Below are 23,161 nucleotides of genomic sequence, written 5' to 3' on the forward strand. Positions count from 1 at the left end.
GCGGTAGAGGGGGCCGGACACATCGGGCGCGATTCCGAATGTGCGGTCGGTTTGGGGGCACTCGGCAGCCTCGCGGGGGCCGGGGTCGAACTATCGGAATGGACGTGTTTGTCCTGTGTCCCGGTTCGGGTGTCCGATTCGGTTCGTGGTATACGTCTCAGGAGTGGCCGGAGTGCCTGCTGTCGTCGGCGATTCTGGCCGGGGTGATATCGACAAGCAGCGAACACCGCTTTTCGTAAGCATGCGAAAACAGACGGTGACCAAGTTCTGGGTGCGCAGTTTGCAATCGGTCATGACTCGTTGAGAGCATTCGCCTGCAAATAGCGGGTCAGGCTCTGCCGGTCAAGCCAGCGGGGCGAACTGAAAGGTCAATTCGTGCTGAGTGCATCATCCGGATTCGTCGGCTCTCAGGCCGGTCCTGAATCGCTCGTCACGCAGGCTGGGCCGGTGGTTGACTGGTTCACCTCACACACTGGTTCCTTCATCTCGGGCCTGATCAACGTCGCCATCATCTTCGTGGTCGCGTTCCTTGCCCGCTTCATCGTGGGCCGATTGATCGTCCAGCTCGTCAAGCGGATCGTCAACTCGCACCAGAAGCTGGACCAGGCCCGGAGCAGGGCCAGTCGAGCGGTGAAGAAGTCCGCCGAGAACAACGGAGACGGTCAGCAACGCCAGCAGCAGCGTGCGCAGACGATCGGCTCGGTACTGCGGAGCATCGCATCGTTCGTGATCTTCGGCGTGGCTTTCATGATGGTCCTGAGCGAGTTCGGGATCAATCTCGGGCCGATCCTGGCCAGCGCTGGTGTGCTCGGTCTGGCCATCGGGTTCGGTGCGCAGAGCCTCGTGCAGGACTTCCTGTCGGGCATCTTCATGATGTCGGAGGACCAGTTCGGCGTGGGCGATGTCGTCGATGTCGGCGACGCGGTCGGCACCGTCGAGGCGATGACGATGCGGGTCACCAAGGTTCGGGACCTGGACGGAAATCTCTGGCACGTGCGCAACGGCGAAATCATGCGCGTGTGCAACATGAACCAGGACTGGGCCAATGCGGTGATCGAGATCCCGCTCGACTACTCGGTCGACCTCCCCGAGGCCAGGCGCGTGATGGAAAGCAGCCTGGAGGAGTTCGCCAACGAGCCCGAATTCAAGTCCGACATCCTCGAGAAGCCGGACGTCAACGGCGTGGTGGGCATCGGCAACGGTGCGGTGACGATGCGCGTGATCATCAAGACCAAGCCCGGTGCGCAGTGGTCGATCGGCCGCGCCGTCCGCAGCCAGCTCAAGAGCCGGTTCGACAAGGAAGGCATCGAGGTCGCACACCCGGTGCGATCGCTGGACGGCAGCGGAGCGACCAAGCAGGGCTGAGCCCGTAGCTCGTCCAGTCGAGTGGAGTGATGGTGCGGAGTCCCGGTGCGCAATCGAGCGCCCGGGACTCCGTTTCGTCGGGTGGCTTCGCTCGCCTGACGTCTCACCGGCCCCGAGTCGGGCCCCGCCGGCATCGAGTGTCCGGCGTAGTAGCGGGACGCCCTCGCGGACGAGGTGCGCAAGCCTGCAGCGAGCCCGGTTGTTGCCGCTTCCTCCGAGCACCAGGACTTCTCGGCTTCGCAAACCGTGCTCCGGCACCCAGCTCCGCCCGGAATTCGGCGACGTGGTCGGCGCCGTTCGGTCACCACGGTCTGCTCGGGTAGGTAGTCCACCCTGCCACCTTCCTCGGCCTCGGCGTGCACGGTGCTGCCACTGCCGCCGGAACGGTGGCCGGGTAGAGCGAGTTCGTTGAGTGGGAGGTCGCACTCGCCGACTTGCCGCGTGTTTCCCCTCCGATGGGCACTGGTGCGTTTTGGGTCTTGTCGACCAGGTTCGGGAGCGAGTGCAGTAGGTCCCGCCTCCGTCGAACAGCCCAATTCGGATACGGGCGCGGTTCAGCCGCGCGGGCGATGTAGAGGTGACCGGAAACGCGGAGACTACCCGTCATGGTTCGCGAACAACATGCGATATTTCGAACAAACAGATTGCTCAGCGGGACCCGTTCCGGGGTGGTTTCGTCGCCGCGATCTCCGCTCGACGCGTGAAATCCGGATGTTACGTGCCGGCGGGGCGACTCCGCCGCGCGACCGATTGACCCGTGCCGGATGGGCCGGATGTCTACCGGTCGGTTCTGCGAGTCGGTCGAGACGTGAACCGGGCAGATGTGCGGTCCGCGCGCCCGCGGAGGGGTTCCTCGCCGCATGCGTTCGCTCAACGAAGGAGGACTCATGTCGATTTTCGTCAACCGGCCGGGGTGGAACCGCCGGCAATTGTTGCGGACCGGCGCACTGTTGGGGGCCGGCGTGGCACTGGGAGGGGCGAGTGCCGTGAGTGCCCAGGGAAGTCCTCGCTCCACGAACCCGGTGCACAACCCGCTGATCCGCCAGCGCGCCGATCCGTTCATCACACGCCACGGCGGGCGGTACCACTTCACGGCATCGGTACCGGAATACGACAGGCTCATCATCCGTTCCGCGCGGACTTTGGCCGGACTGGGTTCCGCAGAAGAGGTCACCGTCTGGCGGCGACCGGAGAGCGGCGCGATGGCCGGTCACGTCTGGGCCCCGGAACTGCATCGCATCGAGGGCCGATGGTATGTCTACTTCGCTGCCGGTGACTCCGAGGATCCGTTCCGCATGCGGATGTTCGTCCTGGAGAACCGGGCGACGGATCCGCGTGAAGGGGAATGGCGAGCCCTGGGGCGCATCGACACTCCGCTCGACACCTTCGCGCTCGACGCCACGACGTTCGCTCATCGCGGGCGGCGATATCTGTGCTGGGCGCAAACGGATCCGGGGATGGAGACGAAGAGCAACCTCTACATCGGCGAGATGACCTCGCCTGCAGCGATCACGGGGAGACCCGTGCGAATCTCGGCACCGACCCACGACTGGGAGATGCGAGGCTTCCGGGTCAACGAGGGTCCGGCGGTACTGGCCAGAAACGGTCGCGTTTTCCTCTCCTATTCCGCCAGTGCCACCGATGCGAACTACTGCATGGGGCTGTTGACCGCTTCGGCCGGGGCGAACCTTCTCGATCCCGGGTCCTGGAGCAAGAACCCGGCTCCCGTGTTCATGAGCAATGCGGAGAACAGCCAGTATGGCCCGGGCCACAATTCGTTCACCGTGAGCGAGGACGGCGAAACCGATGTCCTCGTCTACCACGCGCGGCCGTACGAAGAGATCGACGGTGATCCGCTGTTCGACCCCAACCGGCACACGCGGGTGCAGCAGGTCGGTTACCACGAGGACGGAACACCCGACTTCGGTGTCCCCGTGGCGGACGGTCCCCTCCGGGGCTGAGCTGTGTCCTGGCTTGCTGCCGCGGTCAGTCGAAAGTGTTGACCAGGTCGCCCTTGGGACGTACTTTCCCGAACAGCGTCCGACGTGTCGGACATGCGAGGTTTCGGGAAACTGCGGGGCCGGTTCCGGACTTCGCCAACGAGACTAGGAAACCGAACCATGCTCACTCAGGCGGACGGACTACGCCTATCGATGAACTGGATGGACAACCTCATCCTGGTCACGTACTTCATCGTGGTGCTCGGTATCGCAGTGGCTGCCAAGCGCAGCATCAAGAACAGTCTGGACTTCTTTCTGTCCGGTCGATCCCTGCCCGCTTGGGTCACGGGCCTCGCTTTCGTGTCGGCGAACCTGGGTGCGACGGAAATCCTGGGAATGGCGGCGAATGGCGCCCAGTACGGGGCATACACCGTGCACTGGTACCTCATCGGCGCGATCCCAGCGATGGTATTCCTCGGGCTCGTCATGATGCCCTTCTACTACAACTCGAAGGTGCGCAGCGTTCCCGAATTCCTGTTGCTGCGGTTCAGCACATCCGCGCATCTGCTCAGCTCGATCATCTTCGCCGTGGCGTCCGTGTTGATCGCAGGAGTCAACCTGTACGCCCTGGCGATCGTGCTCCGGGCGTTGCTGGGTTGGCCGTTGGCGATGTCCATTGTGGTCGCTGGTCTCTTCGTGCTCGCCTACATCGTCATCGGCGGGTTGTCGTCGGCCATTTACAACGAGGTCCTTCAGTTCTTCGTCATCGTGGCGGCCCTGGTTCCGCTCACCGTTCTCGGACTGGTGCGGGTCGGTGGCCTCGACGGGTTGATCGCCAAGGTGACCGCCGATCACGGCGCCGACTTCCTGACAGCCTGGGGAGGTACCGGAATCGGCCAGGAGAACCCACTCGGCGCGAACTGGTTGACGATCACGCTCGGACTGGGATTCGCGGTGTCCTTCGGATACTGGACGACCAACTTCGCCGAGGTCCAACGATCCCTGTCGGCGAAGAACCTCTCCGCGGCGAGGCGAACTCCGTTGATCGCCGCGTTCCCGAAGATGTTCATTCCGCTCATCGTGGTGCTACCCGGTATCATCGCGCTGCTCGTGCAGCCATCGATCGGTCAGCCAGGCAGTGGGTACGACTACAACGACGCGATCCCGCTGCTCATGCGAGATCTGCTGCCCAACGGTGTTCTCGGGCTGGCGGTGACCGGCCTGATGGCTTCGTTCATGGCGGGCATGGCAGCCAACGTGTCCAGTTTCAACACCGTGTTCACCACGGATATCTGGCAGGCCTACGTCAAGCCGGCCATGGCCGATGCCCACTACCTGAAGGTCGGACGCGTCGTGACGGTGGTCGGCGTCGTGGTCGGCATGGGGACGGCGTTCATCGCCTCCTCGTTCAGCAACATCATGAATTACATGCAAACCCTGTTCTCGTTCTTCAACGTCCCGCTCTTCGCGACGTTCATCCTCGCGCTGTTCTGGAAGCGGATGACAGCGAAAGCGGGTTTCTGGGGCTTGTTGATCGGCACGCTGGCACCGATCTCGTTCTACCTGGCATACCAGAGCGGATTCGTACCGATCAGCACGGATCAGGGTGCGAACATGGTCGCGGCGATCATCGCTTTCGTCGTCGATGTCGCGGTCAGCGTTCCGATCGCGCTCGCTACGGCTCCGAAGACGGACGCCGAACTCAAAGGGCTCGTCTACAGCAGGAGCATCGCGCGCGACAAGGGTGAGGTCGAAGCGGGCGACGATGCCTGGTACCGCAAGCCGGCGCTGCTCGGTTGGGGCGCGATCGTTCTGGCCGCACTGTGCTATGTCCCGTTTTCCTTCTAGTGTTGACCAGCAGGTACGAGGAGGTAGGCATGTCGGAGGGCACGGTCGAACCGGTAGGACGCCAGGAGGGCGTCGAAGAACTGGAACAGAAGTCGGCCACCGCGTCCTCGCTCTTCGACGTGCGCACGGTGATCGGCGGACTGTTCCTCGTCTACGGCGTGCTCATCGGGGGCGCGGGGTTGTTCCCCACTCCCGAGGGCCTCGCGAAATCACAGGGCATCAACATCAACCTCTGGACCGGACTGTCGATGCTGGCCGTGGGCGGAATCTTCCTGCTGTGGCAGCGACTTCGCCCGCTGGTTCCCGCGGGGACTGGGGACGACGCGTGACGGGTGCCGTCAGGTGGCCCGGTATCCGAGGCGTTCGGAGAGTGCCGTGGCGCCCTGGCGGACGAACTCGCCGAGTTCCACCTCGACATCACTGTTCCAACGCAGGATGGGCACCGCGATGCTCACCGCTGCGATGACGGTGCCCGAACGGTCGTGGACGGGGGCCGCGACGCAGGCGACGGCCTCGTTCGATTCGCAGTACTCGCGGGCGAGGCCGCCGTTGGTGGCGATGTTGTCGAGCTCCCGCAGCAGGGCCTTGCGGTTGGTGATGCTGTTCTCGGTCATCGGCGTGAGGCGCGTGTTGGCGTAGAGCTCGTCGATCCGGGTATGCGGCAACGCGGCGAGCAGAGCTTTGCCTATACCGGTGCAGTGGGCCGGTAGACGCCGTCCGACGGCGGAGACCATTCGGACCGGGTGAGTGCTGTCGACTTTGGCGACGTACAGCACGTCGGTGCCGTCCAACAGACCGATGTGGACGGTTTCGTGGCATTGGTCCGCGATCTCGGCGGCCACGAGTTGGCCCTCCCGGGCCAGGTCGAGCCGTTCGGCGTAGGCGGAACCCAGCTGGAAGCCGCGCACGCCGAGTCGGAACCGGTTGCTATCGGGGCCTGCGGGTGCCAGGTAGCCCCGTGCGGTCAGGGTTCCGACGATCTCGTGCACGGTCGTCCGAGGAAGTCCCAGCTTCGCGGTGATGTCCGGGGCGCTGAGCTCGTGTTCGTCGAGGAACAGTTCGAGGACGTCGAATGCCCTCTCCAGGGCAGGTATCGCTCGTGCCATCGGATGTGCTCCTCATCGTCGTGAGCAGGTAGCGGCCGGTCGCCCCTTGGTCGGTATTTCGAACAGGGTAGCGGACCGTCCGGTCGCACGCCTGAGGCCCGTGCCTTGACTGGCTGGAGGAGCACGGTTACGTTTCCGAACAACGTCCGACATTCCGAACGGAGCACTGGTGTTGGAAACGCGAGAATTCTTGACTTCCCACGGTCTTCCCGACGGGGATGTGCCGGCGACGAGCGGAAAGCGGTTCCCCGATGGTGCGCAGTACCGGGTGGAGATCCCGAGTGCGGAAGGGCCTGAAGCCCTGGAAGCCGTTCTCGCCGAGGCGGCGGCGAGGAATGTCGTGGTCCACCGCATCTCCCAAGGCAGCGGTGGGATGCTGCTGACCGACGACGAGTTGCGGGCGATGAGTGATGTCGCGGCCGCGCACTCGGTGGAGCTGAGCCTCTTCGCGCGGCCGACCGCCGCGTGGGACATCGGAGCCATGGTGACCGCCCAGGGCGGGGGACCGGTCGCCGCTCAGGCCAGAGGTGCTGAACAGCTCGTGCACGTGTTGGAAGACATCCGCCGTACCGCCGAGTCCGGCATCCGAAGCGTCTTGATCACCGACCTCGGCGTGCTGTCCGTCGCGGCGCGAATGCGCGCCGCCGGAGATCTTCCTGCGGACATGCGGTTCAAGATCAGCGTACAAATGGGGCTGGCGAATCCCGCATCGATCAAGATCGCCGAGGATCTCGGCGCCGACACCTACAACGTTCCCACCGATCTCACCGTGGGGCAGCTGGCCGCCATTCGGGCCGCGACGGACCTGCCACTGGACGTCTACGTCGAGTCCCCGGACGACCTGGGCGGCTTCGTTCGCCACTACGAGATCGCCGAGATCGTCCGGGTGACCGCCCCCGTGTACGTGAAGTTCGGACTCCGCAACGCGCCGAACATCTACCCGAGCGGAACGCACCTCACGCCCACCGCGACGGTACTGGGACGCGAACGGGTGCGCCGCGCGCAAATCGGGCTCGACTTGTTGCAACGGCACTGCTCGGATGCCAAGGCATCGTCGCTTCCTGCCGCCGATCTGGCAGTGCCCCGTCCGGAATCCCGCTGACGCGCAGAAATGGTGGAAACTACGTTGAAGATCACTCACCTGGAAACCTTCGTTCTCGGCACGCCCTGGCGTGATCTGACCTACGTGCGAGTGCACACCGACGACGGACTCGTCGGTGTCGGTGAGACCCGCATGCTCGGGCACACCGAGGCACTACTCGGCTACCTGCGCGAGGCGGGCTCCCAGCACGTCGTCGGCTCCGATCCGTTCGACATCGAGTCGCTGGTATGGCGGATGAAGCACGGTGATTACGGCCGGGCCGGGGAAATCGTGATGTCCGGCATCGCCTGCGTTGAGATGGCGTGCTGGGACATCATCGGCAAGGCGTTGGGCCAGCCGGTATGGCGGTTGCTCGGAGGGCGAGTGCGTGATCGCATCAAGGCCTACGCCAACGGCTGGTACACGGTCGAGCGCACCGCGGACGAATTCCACGCCGCAGCGCGCGAAGTCGTGGCGCGCGGATACTCCGCCCTGAAGTTCGACCCGTTCGGTCCGGGAAGGTGGGAATTGGAGGCTGCCGAACGGAGGCGCTCCATCGAGCTCGTCGAGGCGGTACGCGACGCGGTCGGCCCGGACGTGGAAATCCTCGTCGAAATGCACGGGCGATTCACTCCGGCGGAGGCCGTGCGCATCGCCGGCGACCTCGCCCGGTTGGAGCCGAGCTGGATCGAGGAACCGGTACCGCCGGAAAACTTCGATGCACTGTCGCAGGTTTCGCGCCAGGTCACGCTCCCCGTCGCGACCGGGGAACGGATTCACGACCGCATTGAGTATCGCGAGTTGTTCGATCGCCAGGCCGCCGACATCATCCAGCCGGACATCGGCCACTTCGGTGGAATCCTGGAGACGAAGAAGGTGGCTGCTGCCGCCGAGACCCACTACGTGCTTGTCGCTCCGCACAACGTCGGTGGACCGGTGCTCACGGCCGCGAACCTCCATTTGGCAGCCACGATGACCAACTTCAAGATCCAGGAGCACTTCAACGACTTCGCCGATGAACACGTCAAGAAGGCGGCACCCGGGGTCCCCGAGGTGGTCGACGGACATTTCGACCTTCCGGAAGCGCCCGGATTGGGTGTGGAGCTGGACGTCGACTTCGTTCGCGGGCACCCTCCGCAGGGAGCACACTTCGACCTCTACGCAACCGACTGGCAGTTCCGCGGAACCAAGGAAAAATCATGACCACGCGGGCCGTGACGATCGAGGCACCGGGCGACCTCCGGGTTGTACCGGTCGAGCCGCGCCCGCCCGATCCCGGCGAGGCATTGGTCAAGGTCGCCTGGAGCGGAATCTGCGGCTCCGACCGTGAAGTATTCACCGGCGTGCGCCCACGAGACTTCGTGCGTTACCCCGTAGTGCCGGGACACGAGTGGTCCGGCACGGTCGCGGAGGTCGGTGCGGGAGTGCCGAACGGCCTCCGAGGCAAACCGGTCGTCGGAGAGGGATTCCGCTCGTGCCGGGCCTGCTCGGCGTGTCGCCGAGGCGACAACAACCTGTGCTCGGGGGCCTACGACGAGACCGGCTTCACCCAACCCGGAGCATGGGCGGACTACCTCACCTTGCCCGCCCACTCGCTGCACGTGCTGCCGGAATCGGCCTGCCTCCGAGCTGCGGCAGTCCTGGAACCCGCGGCGTGCGTCGCGGCGGCGTGCCTGAAACTGGGGAGCGTGCCGGGTGAGCGGGTCGCCATCGTCGGTGGTGGCAGTCTCGGACTGCTCGCGGCCCAACTTCTCGCCGCGACCTCCCCGGCCGAGGTGTTCCTGGTGCACCCCAGTCGGAACCGTTCCGACCTCGCCGAGGCGTGCGGGGCGACGAAACTCATCACCCCAGCGGAAGCCGAGCGGCACCTGGGCGGGTTCGACGCCGTGCTGGAAGCGGCCGGAGCATCCGGCACGGCGGACCTGGCATGCCGGCTCTCTCGCCGAGGAGGCCGAGTGGTGCTCACCGGAATCACCGCCCACGACGAAAGTCCTCCGCCACCAAGCAGGCTGGTGCTTTCCCAGATCACCGTGCACACGGTCTTCGGTGCCCCGTCGCACGCCTGGACGTACGCGGTCCGGGCCTTCACCTCCGGGGCGTTGGACCCCGGTCTCATCGTCGGCCGAGAACTCGACCTCGATGATGCATCAGCAGCGTTGCGGATCCTCGACGAAGAACGAGATCGCACCGTGAAGATCTTGCTCCATCCATAGAATCTCAACCTCGTACGAGGAGTCTCACCTCCATGACAACGACGGAGAACGCGGTCACCCGCGGCCACGACCTCGAAGCGGTGCTCGACGCCGCGGTCGACGCGGCGGAGCCGCTCGCACGACTGCGGCCGACCGAGCGAGCGAATCTCCTGCGCGAGGTCGCCAACGCGCTGGACGGCGCGACCGAGGAGCTGGTGGCGCTCGCCCAGGACGAGACGAAACTGCCCGAGGCGCGGCTGCGGGGAGAGCTGGTTCGCACGACTTTCCAGCTGCGCCTGTTCGGAGAGGTTCTCGAGGAGGGGGCCTACCTGGACGCCACGCTCGACTCCGCTGACGAGAACTGGCCAACCGGTGCGCGACCGGACATGCGGAAGATGCTGTTGCCGCTGGGACCGGTGTTGGTGTTCGCCGCGAGCAACTTCCCGTTCGCGTTCAGCGTGGCCGGTGGCGATACCGCCTCGGCTTGGGCGGCCGGTTGTCCGGTCGTGGTCAAGACACACCCCGGTCACCCGCGATTGTCCCGGCGCACGGGCGAGATCATCAGCGCCACCCTGCGGTCGGTCCAGGCCCCCGACGGCGTGTTCGCGCTCATCGAGGGGCAGGAAGCGGGCCGTACCGCCACGTGCGATCCCCGTGTACGGGCAGGTGCGTTCACCGGTTCCACGCAGGGCGGCCGGGCTCTGTTCGACCTCGCTGCCTCGCGCCCCGAGCCGATCCCGTTCTACGCGGAGATGGGCAGCGTCAACCCGACGTTCGTCACCAGGGGAGCGGCGGCCGAACGTGGGAGCGAGATCGCCGACGGTTACCTCAACTCGTTCACCTTGGGAGCGGGGCAGTTCTGCACGAAGCCCGGTTTGTTGTTCGTGCCAGCGGAATCGGCCGACGAGGTCGAAAGCGCGCTGGTCTCCGGGTTGGCGCAACGCCCCGCGGCACCGATGCTGAACGCCGCGATCGAAGACGGCTACTGGGACACCCTCAACTCGATCAGCGAGCACTCCGCGGTGCGCGTCGCCGTCCGCGGTGAGCGCACGGAGAACGGTCCCACCCCCACTCTGCTGCGGACGACGGCACGGGACGTTCTGGAACAGCAGGAGGCGCTCACTGCGGAGTGCTTCGGTCCCACCTCCATTGTGGTCGAATACGGTGGGGACGACGAGATGCTCGAAGCGGCCCGCATGTTCCGAGGTGAGTTGACCGCCACGGTGCACGGCCGGGCCGAGGAGGCGAACGCGACCCTGTTGTGCGCCGAACTCCAGCAACGTGCGGGGCGGGTGGTCTGGAACGGATGGCCCACCGGGGTCAGCGTCAGCCATGCCATGCAGCACGGCGGGCCCTACCCGGCGACGACGGCACCGACGCACACTTCGGTCGGAACGGCCGCCATCGAACGCTTCCTCCGCCCCGTCTGTTTCCAGAACATGCCGGGCGAGCTCCTGCCCGAAGCTCTTCGCGATGGAAATCCGCTCGACATCCCGCGGCGGGTGGACGGTCGCATCGAACGGGGCTCGCAACCGTCATGACGGTCCCCGAGCAGGTCACGGAACCGTGTGTGCATCACGGTGAAGGTCCTGTCTGGCATCCGGCTTGGGGGTTGCGGTGGGTGGACATGCTCGCAGGCGACGTCCTCACCCTCGACACCGGAACCGGTGCGGTCGGCCGGCGGTGCGTGGGGTCCGTCGCGGCGGCTCTGCGCCCGCGCACCGGCGGTGGCGCGATCCTCGCTCTGGAGCGGGGATTCGCCATCGCCGACGATGAGCTCCTGGACGTCCGCCCGCTCGGTGAGTTGTGGAGCGATCCCACGATCCGCATGAACGAAGGTGGCTGCGCACCGGACGGCAGTTTCTTCTGCGGCTCGATGGCGTACGACGCCAGGCACGGCGCGGGTGCCCTGCACCGGTTGGATCGGGATGGCACGGTCACCGCGGTGCTCGCGGACGTCACCATCTCGAACGGGCTCGCGTGGAGTCCGGACGGAAGTACGGCCTATTACGTGGATACCCCCACCCAGCGAGTAGATGCGTTCGACTACGAATGCGGAACGCTGAGCAGTAGGCGGACCGTGGTGCGGATCGATCCCGCACTCGGAGCCCCTGACGGGTTGACGGTCGATTCGCGGGGTGATCTGTGGGTCGCGTTGTGGGGAGGTGGCGCGGTCCACCACTACACGTACCGGGGTGAGTTGGTCGATGTCGTGCAGGTGCCCGTCCCCCGGGTCACAGCCTGCACTTTCGGTGGGCCGGACCTGGACCAGCTCTACATCACCACGTCTCGAGTGGACACCGATGTCGCGGCGCATCCCGAGGCCGGGGCGCTGTTCCGGGTGGGTCAGTCGGTACGGGGGTTGCCCCCGCTTCCTTATGGCTAGTGGGTTGTCTGCCAGCCGGTCGGGTTCTGGGCCACACCGAACCTTACGAAGAGGCGCCTGGCAGTCCACGGTCGTGCGAACGGCATAACCCGTTCGGGTTGCCTAATGCGGTCACGTTGCCGGACCGGATTCATCTTCGCTCACTGGCTTTCTTAATCGATTGCCAAACCGATGTGGTGAGCGGAGATGCGTAGTGATCGTTCCGCGATTGGGGAGCATTTCCGTTACGCTGAAGGTAATCCCCTTCAGCGATGTGACGGTGCTTTTGCGTCTGTGAGGAGCGGTAGGATGACCGCAGCGACCATCCCTGGTCTTGATCAGGCTCCGATCGAGCACGAGCGTGTGGTGTCGTGGGTTCGCGAGGTGGCTGAGCTGACCACTCCTGATCAGGTTGTGTGGTGTGACGGGTCGCAGGAGGAGTGGCGGCGGCTCACGGATGAGTTGGTGGAGGCGGGGACGTTCACTCGGTTGGAGAAGAAGCCGAACTCGTTTTGGGCTGCGTCGGATCCTGGCGATGTGGCACGGGTGGAGGATTCGACCTTCATTTGTTCGCGGAATCCGGAAGACGCGGGTGTTACGAATAATTGGATGCATCCGGTCGACATGAAGATGATCATGCGTGAGTTGTATCGGGGTTGCATGCGTGGTCGGACGATGTATGTGGTGCCGTTTTGCATGGGGCCGGTGCGCGCGGAGTCTCCGAAGTTGGGTGTGGAGATCACCGATTCGGCCTATGTGGTGGTTTCGATGCACATTATGACGAGGATGGGGCCGGAGGTTCTGGAGCGCTTCGGTGCGGATGGGGAGTTCGTTCCGGCGTTGCATTCGGTCGGGGTGCCGTTGGAGCCGGGGCAGGCTGACGTGGCGTGGCCGTGTAACGCGACGAAGTATATTACCCATTTTCCCGAAGAGCGGATGATCTGGAGTTTCGGCTCCGGGTACGGCGGGAACGCGTTGTTGGGCAAGAAATGTTATTCGTTGCGGATTGCTTCGGTGATGGCGCGGGACGAGGGTTGGTTGGCTGAGCACATGCTGATCCTCAAGTTGACCTCGCCGGAGAATTCTGTGCATTATGTGGCTGCGGCGTTCCCGTCGTCGTGTGGTAAGACGAATTTGGCGATGTTGGAGCCGACTCTTCCGGGGTGGAAGGTCGAGACGTTGGGTGATGACATCGCGTGGATGCGGTTCGGTGCTGATGGCCGGTTGTATGCGGTGAATCCGGAGGCCGGGTTCTTCGGGGTGGCGCCGGGCACGGATGACAACACCAATCCGAATGCGATGCGTACGATCGAGCGGGGTAACTCGTTGTTCACCAATGTCGCGTTGACCGATGATGGTGATGTGTGGTGGGAGGGCTTGGGGACTCCGCCGCAGCATCTGACCGATTGGAAGCGGCGGGACTGGACTCCGGAGTCGGCGGAGACGGCGGCGCATCCGAATTCGCGGTACTGCACGCCGATGTCGCAGTGTCCGATCTTGGCGCCGGAGTGGGATGACCCGCGAGGTGTGCCGATTTCGGCGATTCTGTTCGGTGGTCGGCGTAAGACGACGGTGCCGTTGGTCAACGAGGCGTTCGATTGGCGGCATGGCGTGTTCATGGGGGCGACGATGTCGTCGGAGACGACGGCGGCGGCGACCGGCCAGGTGGGTGTGGTGCGCCGGGATCCGATGGCGATGTTGCCGTTCCTCGGCTATAACGTGGGTGATTACCTGCATCATTGGTTGCGGATGGGGGATTCGACGGATGGTGCGAAGCTACCGAAGATTTTCTATGTGAACTGGTTCCGGCGGGACGAGTCGGGTAAGAAGATCGTGTGGCCGGGATTCAGTGAGAATTCCCGTGTGCTCAAGTGGGTCGTGGAGCGAATCGAGGGCAGTGCGACTGCTGAGGACACTCCGATCGGCCGGGTGCCGTCGGCCGACCAGATCGACTTGTCGGGCCTGGAGACTCCGCGCGAGGACGTCGATACCGCGCTCGACGTCGACGTCGAGGAATGGCAGGCCGAGATCCCGCTCATCGAGGAGTGGTTCGACAAGCTGGGCAACACCCTGCCGAAGGACCTGGAAGACCAACTGGCGGCGCTCAAACAGCGCCTCGGGCAGTCGGACCCAGGTAGTGCCAAGTCTCGTGCCGAGGCTTGGCACTCACCGCACTAGCTGCGGAGACGGGCCAAGACGCGGTCGAGCGAGTGGCGTACGGCGTCGGGCATGCCCTCCTGGCGAAGGTCGGTCAAGAGTTGTTCGTTGATGCCACCCGGTGTTGTGTGCTTGTCGGTCATGGTGGTGAGTGCTCCGTCTTGCTGGGACAGGGAGCGGCCGAGCTGTCCGAAGATGTGTGTGATGAAGGTGCTCGCGGTGTCCTGATCCACGCCGTGGTCGGCCAGCCAGGTGGCGATGGTGGTGAGGTAATCGAGGTGGGCGGCGAAGGTTGCGGTTGCTGCGCTGGAGGCGTCGAGGGTCTGTTCTTCGTCCGGGACGAGGACACCGCCTACTTGGTCGAACAGTGCGCGGGTGACGGTGTCGTCCGGGTAGATCGTGGTGAGACTTTGGCGGTGCGCTGCTTGCGGGAGTGGGATGACCCGGACGACGTGGCCGGCTGGTGCGGCCCAGTCGTGCAGTTGGTGCAGTCGCAGCCCCGCGACCGCGCTCATCAACAGGTGGTGCGGTCGAAACGACAGTTCGGCCAGGACCGCCTGTGCGGTCGGTGGCGGTACGGCGAGCACGATCGACGTCGCGTGAGCGAGGACGTTCTGGTTGCTGTCGCCGACGTGCACATTCGGGAACCGATTGGCGAGTTCGCGTCCGACGGTGTGTCCCCGGGGTGAGAGGAAGATCGTGGGAGGTTCGGTGGCCCCGGTGTTGAGTCCTTCCACGATCGCGGCGGTGAGCTCGCCTGTCCCGATGAATCCGTACGCGGCGGAACTCGGCGACGACTGCGGCATGGCTCGCTCCTTGGTCAGCTCCCCGTGGGCAAGGTCGATCGAGCATACTCGCTGGTGAGCGGTTGCTCACCGGTTTACCGTCAGGCGACGCCGTTGGCGCCCCGCAGGGGCTGGTCCCGGTCAGGCTCGAGACTTGCCGCCACTCGCTGCTGGGGTGCGCGTTCCCGTAGCGGTCCGCCGGTCAACGGGCATCGCCGAGCACCTCCGCGATCCCCTCGTCGGAACGCCACTCCGGCACCAGCCGGTGAGCCCCGACGAGATCGAGTTGTGGTCCGACACCGACCGGGTTCCGAGGACCGAAGATCGTAAAACCACGCCGATGCGCAAGTTTCGAAACCAAATGTGGGAAGTTGCGCATCGAACACGTCTTCCTGCGGCATATATGACCTCTTAACATTGCGCACCATCGTGCTGTGGTTCACATCGTTCCCCTGGTCGGGTGTGAGCTGTCGGCTGGAGCCCCGCCCCTTTATCGCAGGAGAAGCTGAGTGGTACGCGAACACATAACCGACCCGCCGAAAGCCACCGCGGGTGCCGAACGCGCCGGAACTCGCAAACCGGGGTGGGCGCAGCGGTTGCTGCGGAAGAAGCAGGTCCGCGACCTGGTCGCCGAGAGCGGCCAAGGGGAGGGCGGCCAGCTGTCCCGGTCGCTCGGGCTGGCGCAACTGACGATGATCAGCATTGGCGCGACGCTGGGTACGGGTATCTTCGTCGTCCTGGGGGAGGCCGTGCCCAAGGCCGGACCGGCCGTGGTGCTGTCGTTCGTGCTCGCCGGTTTCACGGCATTGTTCTCGGCCCTGTCGTATGCCGAACTGGCCGGGATGATCCCCGCTTCGGGGTCCTCGTACTCCTATACTTACGCAACGATGGGCGAGCTGATCGCCTGGGTGTGCGGGTGGTGCCTCGTCCTCGAGTACGGGGTTTCCGTGGCTGCCGTGGCCGTCGGCTGGGGCCAGTACCTCAACGAGCTGCTGTCGCTGACGGTCGGTGTCGCGATTCCCGAGGCGCTCAGCCAGCCACCGGGCGAGGGAGGATTGATCAACATCCCCGCCATCGCTGTCGTGGTGCTGGCGATGGTGCTGTTGCTCGGCGGTGCCCGCGAGAGCGCTCGGGCCAACGCGGTCATGGTCGTGATCAAGATCGCGACGTTGTTGTTGTTCTGCGCGGTGGCGTTCCTCGCCGTGCAGGCCAAGAACTTCACGCCGTTCATGCCCCTCGGTATGGCGGGAGTCAGCGCGGCTGGTGCCACGCTGTTCTTCTCCTACATCGGGTTCGACGCAGCTTCGACGGCCGGGGAGGAGGCGCGGGACGCCAAGCGTGACCTGCCCCGCGCGATCGTGCTGTCCCTGGTCGTGGTGACCGCCCTGTACTGCCTGGTGGCATTGGCCGCGGTCGGTGCCATGCCCTGGAACGCCTTCGCGAGTACCGAAGCGGTGCTCAGCCACGTACTGACGCAGGCCACCGGCGCAGGAGTGTTGTGGTCGGTGCTGCTGTCCGTGGGAGCGCTCGTCGCGATCTCCAGCGTCGTTCTGGCCGTCATGTACGGGCAGACTCGTGTGCTGTTCGCGATGTCGAGGGACGGCCTCGTTCCGCGAATTTTCTCCCGGGTGGATGCGAAAACCGGCAATCCGAGGGCCAACGTGGTGCTGGTCTCCTCATTCGTCGCGGTCCTGGCTTCTGTGATCCCGCTCGGATCGTTGGCGAACGCCACCAGCATCGGAACTCTGTTCGCCTTCGGCCTGGTCAACGTCGCCGTCCTCGTGCTGCGGCGTACCCGCCCCGAGCTGGACCGCACCTTCCGGGTCCCGCTGGCGCCGGTGACCCCGTTGCTGGGGATCGCCTTCTGCGCGTACATGATGCTCAGTCTGGACACCGCGACCTGGCAGGTGTTCGGGGCGTGGATGGCTGCGGGGCTGCTGATCTACTTCGCTTACGGCATGCGTCGGTCACGCCTGGAGGGGCGTCACAGGGCGTCGATATCCGGGAGCTGACGCGGGCCGAGCCGCAATGGGTGCGGGGTGGCGGACGCACCGCCACCCCTCATTGGCGTTCAGGCTGACGCAATAAAACTCCGCCTGTTCAGAAAAGTACGCAATATCTCGTTATCATACTCGCAAAGAAAGCACATTGTTTTGCGTAATCAGCTGCCCATACGATCGAAACCATGCGACTTGCTCTTGACCAGGCGCCGGACGCGGGTGGTCTCACGGCGAACCTGACACGCCTGGCCTCGGTGGCGCGGCGGGCGGCCGCTGCCGGTGCTCACCTGCTGGCATGCCCCGAGATGTCACTGACCGGGTACAACATCGGTGAAGACACGCGCCGCCTCGCGCAGGACGTGGACGGAGCCGCCGCTGAGCACGTCGCCCGGATCGCCGCGGAAACCGGCATCGCCATCCTCCACGGATTTCCCGAACGCGACGGTGCGGAGGTGTACAACACCGCGCGCATTGTCGACGTCGACGGCACCGCCGTTGCGACCTACCGCAAGACCCACCTGTTCGGTGATCTGGACCGATGCTGGTTCTCACCGGGCGATCACCCCGTCGTGCAGACCACTGTGGCGGGAGTCCGGCTTGGCCTGCTCGTCTGTTACGACGTGGAGTTCCCGGAAATGGTGCGAGCACACGCTCTGGCGGGAACCGAGATGTTGCTCGTTCCCACGGCGCTCATGCGCCCGCACGACTTCGTGGCCGAAACGCTGGTCCCCGCCCGCGCCTACGAGAACCACCTGTACCTGGCCTACGTCAACCGGTGCGGGTGGGAGGGGGAATTGGACTACTGCGGAAAGAGCTGCGTGATCACACCAGTGGGAACCGAGCTCGTCCGCGGCGGAGGCGATGAGCAACTGCTCCTGGCCGACATCGACCCCGCCACCGTGCGGACCGCTCGCGAGGACAACCCCCACCTCCGCGATCGCCGTCCCGACCTGTACCCGGGCACCAGCCACGCCCTGCGTGCCTGAGCTGCCACCCATTCCACCGAGGAGAACCGCCCATGGCCTCCGCGACACCGAGGCGCGACGCTGCGCGCGAGCCGATCACGATGTTCGGACCGGACTTTCCCTTCGCCTACGACGACTACTTGGACCACCCCGCCGGGATCGGGGCGGTGCCGGCGAATCGCCACGGCACCGAGGTGGCGGTGATCGGCGGCGGACTTTCCGGCATTGTCACCGCCTACGAACTGATGAAGATGGGACTCAAGCCCGTTGTGTACGAGGCTGACCGGATCGGCGGTCGGTTGCGCACCCAGACCTTCGAGGGGTACCCCGACGACGTCGTCGCCGAGATGGGAGCGATGCGGTTCCCGCCGGCCTCCACCGCGCTGTTCCACTACATCGACAAGATGGGGCTGGAAACGACACCGTTTCCCAATCCGTTGGCGCCGGAGACGTCGAGTACGGTCATCGATCTCAAGGGGCGCAGCCACTACGCGCGGAGTCCCGAAGAGCTGCCCAAGGTGTTCGGAGACGTCTCGTCGGCTTGGCAGCAGGCCCTCGAGCACGGCGCCCGGCTCTCCGAGATGCAGCAGGCGATCCGAGACCGCGACGTGGTCCGGATCAAGGAGCTGTGGAACGACCTGGTGACCGGCTTGGACGACCAGACGTTCTACGGGTTCCTGTGCGCCGCGCCGAGTTTCAGCTCCTTCACCCACCGCGAGATTTTCGGGCAGGTCGGTTTCGGAACCGGTGGTTGGGACACGGACTTTCCGAACTCCATGCTGGAGATCCTGCGCGTGGTGTTCACCGGTGCCGATGACGACCACGTGAGCATCGCCGGAGGGTGTGAGCAGCTTCCCGTCCGGCTGTGGCACGACGTTCCCGACAAACTCGTGCACTGGCCCGATGGCACCAGCCTGGCGTCGCTGCACGAAAACGGGGTGCCCCGAGCGGCTGTGACTCGGCTGAACCGCACCGCTCCGAACAACGTCACCGTCACCGACAGCTCCGGAAACATCCGCACCTATCCCGCGGCCGTGTTCACCGCGCAGAGCTGGATGCTGCTCAACAAGGTGGACACCGACGAGTCGCTGTTTCCCATCGACCACTGGACGGCGATGGAACGCACCCACTACATGGAGTCCTCGAAGCTTTTCGTGCCCGTCGACCGCCCGTTCTGGAAGGACGTCGACCCGGCCACCGGTCAGGAGGTGATGAGCACGACCCTGACGGACCGGATGACCCGTGCCACCTATCCACTCGATTTCGGGCCCGACCGCCCCGCAGCGCTGTGCTTGTCCTACACGTGGTGCGACGACTCGCTGAAATGGCTGCCGTTGCCGGTCGACGAGCGGCTCGAGGTCATGCTCGGCTCGCTGGCCGAGATCTATCCGGACGTGGACATCCGGCGGCACATCACAGGCAACCCGGTGACGGTGTCGTGGGAGAACGAGCCCTATTTCATGGGAGCGTTCAAAGCCAACCTCCCCGGCCACTACCGCTACCAGCGCCGCCTGTTCACCCACTTCATGCAGGACGCACTCCCCGAGCATCATCGCGGCGTCTTCCTGGCGGGGGACGACATCTCCTGGACGGCGGGATGGGCCGAAGGAGCAGTCCAGACCGCCTTGAACGCGGTGTGGGGCGTGGTCCACCACTTCGGCGGCGGAACGGACCCGTCCAATCCCGGTCCGGGGGACGTCTACGACGACATCGCGCCGGTTGAACTGACTGACGAATAAGACATCCGCGTGGGGCGCGAAGATCGCGCCGGCGGGCGGGAGTGCGCTCGCCGGCGCCTCCCCGTCCCCTCCTACTCCCCGTCGGTTGTGCGGCGCGTGCCGAGCTCGGTTGACTCTGATGGCGTTCGGATGAATCCACGGCGATCTCAAGACAGGTCCGTCGTTCGGTGAGCTGACCGACGCCGGCGGGAGTTTTCGCATGGTCGAGTGCGCGTTGTGCGTTCCTCCAACGCGGGCCGCCAGTGTTGGAGAAACGAATGCTGCTGTACGTCAACCGCTTTGCTCCACACTCGTGGAACATTCGCGGCCGGTTCGGCTGCTCCCTCGGAACAAGCGTCCGATGGTAGGGGAGTGCGTACAGGTGGAACGGATGTGCACGGCGCGGTCGGTCGACTGTGCTGCCCGTCGTCCCGGAGGGAGCCATGATTCTCGACTACTTGGTGATCGCGTTGTATTTCGCCGGCATGCTCGGTGTGGGTTGGTGGGGGCTGCGCCGGTCGCGAAGCAAGGAGGACTACCTGGTCGCCGGACGCCGACTCGGTCCGGCGTTCTACATGGGCACTCTCGCGGCGGTCGTACTCGGCGGTGCGTCCACGATCGGTAGTGCCAGCCTCGGTTACGAGTACGGGATTTCCGGCCTGTGGCTGGCGGCGATGTTGGGCATGGGCATTCTGGTGCTCAGCGTGGCGTTGTCCCGCAAGCTTGCTCGCCTGGGCGTCTACACGGTCGCCGAGATGCTCGAACTGCGATACAACGCGTCCGGGCGGGTCATCAGCGGGATCATCATGATCGTCTACGACCTGATGGTGGCTGTGACCGCCACGCTCGCGGTGGGCACCTTGTTCGACGTGCTCCTCGGGGTTCCGCGGGTGCCCGCGATCCTGGTCGGTGGCGGCATCGTCGTGGCGTACACCGTGCTCGGTGGCATGTGGTCGATCACGCTGACCGACCTCCTCCAGTTCGTGATCATGACGGTGGGCATCTTCGTGCTCCTGCTACCGCTGTCCATCGCCGACGCAGGTGGCATGAGCGGGCTTCGGCAAGCGCTACCGTCGAGCTACTTCGACATCACTGCCATCGGTGGTGGCACGATCTTCACCTATTTCCTCATCTACTTTTTCGGGATGCTGATCGGCCAGGACATCTGGCAGCGCGTCTTCACCGCGCGCACCGAACGCGTGGCTCGCAACGCGGGAGTCGCCGCGGGGTTGTACGTGGCGGTATACGGCACGGCAGCCGCCGTGATCGGCATGGCCGCCAAGGCGCTGTTCCCCGGTCTCGACAACAGTGACGACGCGTTCGCGACCATGGCGCAGAACGTTCTGCCCGAAGGCCTGCGGGGATTGGTGCTCGCCGCGGCTCTGGCCGCGCTGATGTCCACCGCGAGCGCGACGCTGCTGGCTGCCTCCACGATCGCGGCCAACGACATCTACGCTCGCTTCGTGCCGAAGCATTCGGAATCCGGCGGAGTGAGGATGAACCGGGTTTTCGTGCTTGGCGGTGGCGTGGTCGTGATCGCCACTTCACTGCTCGTCCAGGACGTGGTCGGGGCTTTGACCATCGCCTACAACCTGCTGGTGGGAGGAGTCCTCGTCCCGATCATCGGTGCGTTGTTCTGGCGGCGCGCCAGTGCCACCGGAGCGTTGGCGTCGATGACCGTCGGTAGCCTCACCGTCGTAGGGTTGATGATCGTGCGGGGAATCGACGCCAACGAGCCGGTCTACATCGGGCTGGTCGCGAGTGTCACCGTGTTCGTCATCGCCAGCCTGCTGGCCCAGCCCACCGAGCGGAAGCAGCTCGCGGCGTGGGAAGCGCGCCTGCGTGGCGAGGGGGCGACTTCCCCGAGCGCCGAGCAGTCCGGCAGCGTGAGCGCCGATTAGGGCAGCCACGAGGCTGAGCTGCTGGCGCACGGCACCCGTTTCCTGGAGCCCGTCCCGCCCGGATCTTGGCGCCACCCCCGGTTCGGACCTCGGAGCGGGGGGTGGCGCCAGGAACGGGCCCGTCTCGGAGCCCGGCCACAATCGGCAACCCCTGCCGAGGCCCCGCGCCCCCGACCCGTGCGGCTCGGAGACGACGAGCGTCCCCGAGCCGCACCGGGAAGGTCGACGGGGCTAAACCGCGATGCCGGTCAGAACCGTGACGTGCTCTTCGGTCAGATCGGTCATGGCGGCACGGACGCCCTCGCGGCCGGAGCCGGACTCCTTGACACCGCCGTAGGGCATCTGATCGGCGCGGAAACTGGGCACGTCGCCGATGATCACCCCGCCGACTTCCAGTTCGGCCGACGCGCGGAACGCCAGCGGGAGGTCGCGGGTGAACACCCCGGCCTGCAGTCCGTAGCGGGATGCGTTGACCCGCGCGAACCCGTCGTCGATGGAGTCCACGGGTTCGACCACCAGTACCGGCCCGAACGCCTCCTCACAGGAGATCCTGGCGTCTTCGGGGACTTCGGTCAGCACGGTGGGGGCGTAGGTGGCTCCGTCTCGGAATCCTCCGGCCAGCACCTCGGCGCCCGCGGCGACCGCTTCGCCGACCCACTGCTCGACGCGCTCGGCCGCGGCCTGCTCGATCAGTGGTCCGACCCGCGTCTCCTCGTTGGTCGGGCTGCCGGTGGCTTGCGCCTCGACGGCTTTTACCAGCCGCTCGGTGAAGTCTTCGCGGATGTCTCGGTGCACGTACACGCGCTGGACCGAGATGCAGGACTGGCCCGCCTGGTACATGGCGAAGGTGGCGATGCGATTCGCTGCGAAATCGAGGTCCGTCCAGTCGGAATTGACGACCACGGCGGCGTTGCCGCCCAGTTCGAGCGTGACGTGCTTGCGCGGCACCGCATCCCGGATGCGCCAGCCGACCGGTCCGGAACCGGTGAACGACACCACTGGCAGGCGCGGGTCGGCGACCAGCTCGGGCGCCTTTTCGTCAGTCGTGGTGATCACTGACCAGGATCCGGTGGGCAAGGTCGTCTCGGCGAGGATCTCGCCGAGGACCAGAGCGGTGAGCGGCGTTTTCGGCGCCGGTTTGAGCACGATGGGCACGCCTGCGGCCAGTGCAGGCGCGACCTTGTGGGCCACCAGGTTCAGCGGGAAGTTGAACGGTGCGATCCCGAGCACGGGGCCGCGCGGCACGCGCCGGACGAGGGCCATCCGTCCGTTCGCTCCCGCGTCGGTGTCCAGCCGCTGCAGTTCGCCGCTCCAGCGTCGAGCCTCCTCCGCGCCCCATCGGAACGTCGACACGGCGCGGTCGACCTCCGCGCGGGCCCAGAAGATCGGCTTGCCGTTCTCGGCGGTGATGAGCTGGGCGATCTCCTCGGTACGTTCGGTGAGCCGCCGGCTGACGTGGTCGAGTGCCGAGGCGCGCGCGTGGGCGGGCAGTGCGGCGAACTCGCCGCGGCAGGCGTGAGCGGCGGCGACGGCGCGTTCGACGTCCGCGTCGGTCGCATAGCTGGCCGTCCCGACCGGAGAGTCGTCGTAGGGGTGCTGAATCTCGAACGTTTCGTCGCTACGGGCTGCCTCACCGGCGATCCAGTATCCGGTAACCGTTGCCATCCGTTCCTCCTCTGTCCTGGGATACGTCCCGACGCTACGGCCGTGTCCGATCGAGATGGAGTGCCAATCCGTC

Annotated in this window: 17 protein-coding genes; 14 read left to right on the forward strand and 3 right to left on the reverse strand. The window is 65.5% G+C overall.

Going from position 1 to position 23,161, the window contains the following annotated elements; all coding sequences use genetic code 11:
- The first annotated feature begins 447 nt into the window (after positions 1-447).
- The 4 genes from ACYVAN_RS23775 to ACYVAN_RS23790 all read left to right on the forward strand — a co-directional run bounded on the left by ACYVAN_RS23775 (position 448) and on the right by ACYVAN_RS23790 (position 5,482).
- Positions 448-1,365 carry a mechanosensitive ion channel family protein gene (locus ACYVAN_RS23775; protein WP_460963306.1) on the forward strand — a complete coding sequence of 306 codons (918 nt, stop codon included), beginning with the start codon at positions 448-450 and terminating at the stop codon, positions 1,363-1,365.
- 887 nt (positions 1,366-2,252) lie between these two features.
- On the forward strand, positions 2,253-3,326 hold the full coding sequence (locus ACYVAN_RS23780; RefSeq protein WP_460963308.1) for a glycoside hydrolase family 43 protein: 1,074 nt from the start codon (positions 2,253-2,255) through the stop codon (positions 3,324-3,326).
- A gap of 159 nt (positions 3,327-3,485) precedes the next feature.
- Positions 3,486-5,153: a sodium:solute symporter family protein gene (locus ACYVAN_RS23785; RefSeq protein WP_460963310.1), complete on the forward strand. Its 1,668-nt coding sequence runs from the start codon at positions 3,486-3,488 to the stop codon at positions 5,151-5,153.
- 29 nt (positions 5,154-5,182) lie between these two features.
- Positions 5,183-5,482, forward strand: a complete 300-nt coding sequence (locus ACYVAN_RS23790; protein ID WP_460963312.1) for a hypothetical protein — start codon at positions 5,183-5,185, stop codon at positions 5,480-5,482.
- Positions 5,483-5,491: 9 nt separating this feature from the next.
- Here ACYVAN_RS23790 and ACYVAN_RS23795 read toward each other — a convergent pair whose 3' ends face one another.
- Entirely contained in the window at positions 5,492-6,259 is a 768-nt protein-coding gene (locus ACYVAN_RS23795) for an IclR family transcriptional regulator (protein WP_460963314.1), read from the reverse strand.
- Positions 6,260-6,428: 169 nt separating this feature from the next.
- Here ACYVAN_RS23795 and ACYVAN_RS23800 point away from each other — a divergent pair, with 169 nt between their 5' ends.
- The 6 genes from ACYVAN_RS23800 to ACYVAN_RS23825 all read left to right on the forward strand — a co-directional run bounded on the left by ACYVAN_RS23800 (position 6,429) and on the right by ACYVAN_RS23825 (position 14,075).
- Entirely contained in the window at positions 6,429-7,361 is a 933-nt protein-coding gene (locus ACYVAN_RS23800; protein WP_460963316.1) for a U32 family peptidase, read from the forward strand.
- A gap of 24 nt (positions 7,362-7,385) precedes the next feature.
- Positions 7,386-8,543: a mandelate racemase/muconate lactonizing enzyme family protein gene (locus ACYVAN_RS23805; RefSeq protein WP_460963318.1), complete on the forward strand. Its 1,158-nt coding sequence runs from the start codon at positions 7,386-7,388 to the stop codon at positions 8,541-8,543.
- On the forward strand, positions 8,540-9,553 hold the full coding sequence (locus ACYVAN_RS23810; RefSeq protein WP_460963320.1) for a zinc-dependent alcohol dehydrogenase: 1,014 nt from the start codon (positions 8,540-8,542) through the stop codon (positions 9,551-9,553). Before ACYVAN_RS23805 ends, ACYVAN_RS23810 begins: the two co-directional genes overlap by 4 nt.
- A 32-nt stretch (positions 9,554-9,585) precedes the next feature.
- Positions 9,586-11,073, forward strand: coding sequence for an aldehyde dehydrogenase (NADP(+)) (locus ACYVAN_RS23815; protein ID WP_460963322.1), 1,488 nt, complete (start codon positions 9,586-9,588; stop codon positions 11,071-11,073).
- The gene (locus ACYVAN_RS23820) at positions 11,070-11,918 is read left to right on the forward strand and encodes an SMP-30/gluconolactonase/LRE family protein (RefSeq protein ID WP_460963326.1); all 849 of its coding nucleotides are present in this window, start codon (positions 11,070-11,072) and stop codon (positions 11,916-11,918) included. Before ACYVAN_RS23815 ends, ACYVAN_RS23820 begins: the two co-directional genes overlap by 4 nt.
- 288 nt (positions 11,919-12,206) lie before the next feature.
- Complete coding sequence (locus ACYVAN_RS23825; protein ID WP_460963329.1) at positions 12,207-14,075, forward strand: phosphoenolpyruvate carboxykinase (GTP); 1,869 nt, start codon at positions 12,207-12,209, stop codon at positions 14,073-14,075.
- On the opposite strand, the gene ACYVAN_RS23830 is transcribed toward ACYVAN_RS23825, so the two are convergent.
- Positions 14,072-14,860 (reverse strand): NAD(P)-binding domain-containing protein, encoded by a 789-nt coding sequence (locus ACYVAN_RS23830; protein WP_460963331.1) that lies wholly within the window; start codon positions 14,858-14,860, stop codon positions 14,072-14,074. The genes ACYVAN_RS23825 and ACYVAN_RS23830 overlap by 4 nt on opposite strands.
- A 488-nt stretch (positions 14,861-15,348) precedes the next feature.
- On the opposite strand from ACYVAN_RS23830, the gene ACYVAN_RS23835 reads away from it, so the two are divergent.
- The 4 genes from ACYVAN_RS23835 (at position 15,349) to ACYVAN_RS23850 (ending at position 21,423) form a co-directional block, all read left to right on the forward strand.
- Positions 15,349-16,851, forward strand: a complete 1,503-nt coding sequence (locus tag ACYVAN_RS23835) for an amino acid permease (protein WP_460963333.1) — start codon at positions 15,349-15,351, stop codon at positions 16,849-16,851.
- 173 nt (positions 16,852-17,024) lie between these two features.
- Positions 17,025-17,825 carry a carbon-nitrogen hydrolase family protein gene (locus ACYVAN_RS23840; RefSeq protein ID WP_460963335.1) on the forward strand — a complete coding sequence of 267 codons (801 nt, stop codon included), beginning with the start codon at positions 17,025-17,027 and terminating at the stop codon, positions 17,823-17,825.
- A gap of 32 nt (positions 17,826-17,857) precedes the next feature.
- A complete protein-coding gene (locus ACYVAN_RS23845) occupies positions 17,858-19,543 on the forward strand; it encodes a flavin monoamine oxidase family protein (RefSeq protein WP_460963337.1) in 1,686 nt (561 codons plus the stop codon).
- Between the two features lie 422 nt (positions 19,544-19,965).
- Positions 19,966-21,423, forward strand: coding sequence for a sodium:solute symporter family protein (locus ACYVAN_RS23850; RefSeq protein ID WP_460963339.1), 1,458 nt, complete (start codon positions 19,966-19,968; stop codon positions 21,421-21,423).
- Positions 21,424-21,654: 231 nt separating this feature from the next.
- Here the strand turns inward: ACYVAN_RS23850 and ACYVAN_RS23855 are convergent, their stop codons facing one another.
- Positions 21,655-23,088, reverse strand: a complete 1,434-nt coding sequence (locus ACYVAN_RS23855) for an aldehyde dehydrogenase family protein (RefSeq protein ID WP_460963341.1) — start codon at positions 23,086-23,088, stop codon at positions 21,655-21,657.
- Positions 23,089-23,161 lie beyond the last annotated feature (73 nt).

It is taken from the genome of Parasphingorhabdus pacifica (assembly GCF_054779195.1).

Coding starts and splice junctions, on each gene's coding strand:
- ACYVAN_RS23780 (WP_460963308.1), top strand. CDS start 2,253: ATGTCGATTTTCGTCAACCGGCCGGGGTGGAACCGCCGGCAATTGTTG.
- ACYVAN_RS23785 (WP_460963310.1), top strand. CDS start 3,486: ATGCTCACTCAGGCGGACGGACTACGCCTATCGATGAACTGGATGGAC.
- ACYVAN_RS23790 (WP_460963312.1), top strand. CDS start 5,183: ATGTCGGAGGGCACGGTCGAACCGGTAGGACGCCAGGAGGGCGTCGAA.
- ACYVAN_RS23795 (WP_460963314.1), bottom strand. CDS start 6,259: ATGGCACGAGCGATACCTGCCCTGGAGAGGGCATTCGACGTCCTCGAA.
- ACYVAN_RS23810 (WP_460963320.1), top strand. CDS start 8,540: ATGACCACGCGGGCCGTGACGATCGAGGCACCGGGCGACCTCCGGGTT.
- ACYVAN_RS23815 (WP_460963322.1), top strand. CDS start 9,586: ATGACAACGACGGAGAACGCGGTCACCCGCGGCCACGACCTCGAAGCG.
- ACYVAN_RS23820 (WP_460963326.1), top strand. CDS start 11,070: ATGACGGTCCCCGAGCAGGTCACGGAACCGTGTGTGCATCACGGTGAA.
- ACYVAN_RS23825 (WP_460963329.1), top strand. CDS start 12,207: ATGACCGCAGCGACCATCCCTGGTCTTGATCAGGCTCCGATCGAGCAC.
- ACYVAN_RS23830 (WP_460963331.1), bottom strand. CDS start 14,860: ATGCCGCAGTCGTCGCCGAGTTCCGCCGCGTACGGATTCATCGGGACA.
- ACYVAN_RS23840 (WP_460963335.1), top strand. CDS start 17,025: ATGCGACTTGCTCTTGACCAGGCGCCGGACGCGGGTGGTCTCACGGCG.
- ACYVAN_RS23845 (WP_460963337.1), top strand. CDS start 17,858: ATGGCCTCCGCGACACCGAGGCGCGACGCTGCGCGCGAGCCGATCACG.
- ACYVAN_RS23850 (WP_460963339.1), top strand. CDS start 19,966: ATGATTCTCGACTACTTGGTGATCGCGTTGTATTTCGCCGGCATGCTC.
- ACYVAN_RS23855 (WP_460963341.1), bottom strand. CDS start 23,088: ATGGCAACGGTTACCGGATACTGGATCGCCGGTGAGGCAGCCCGTAGC.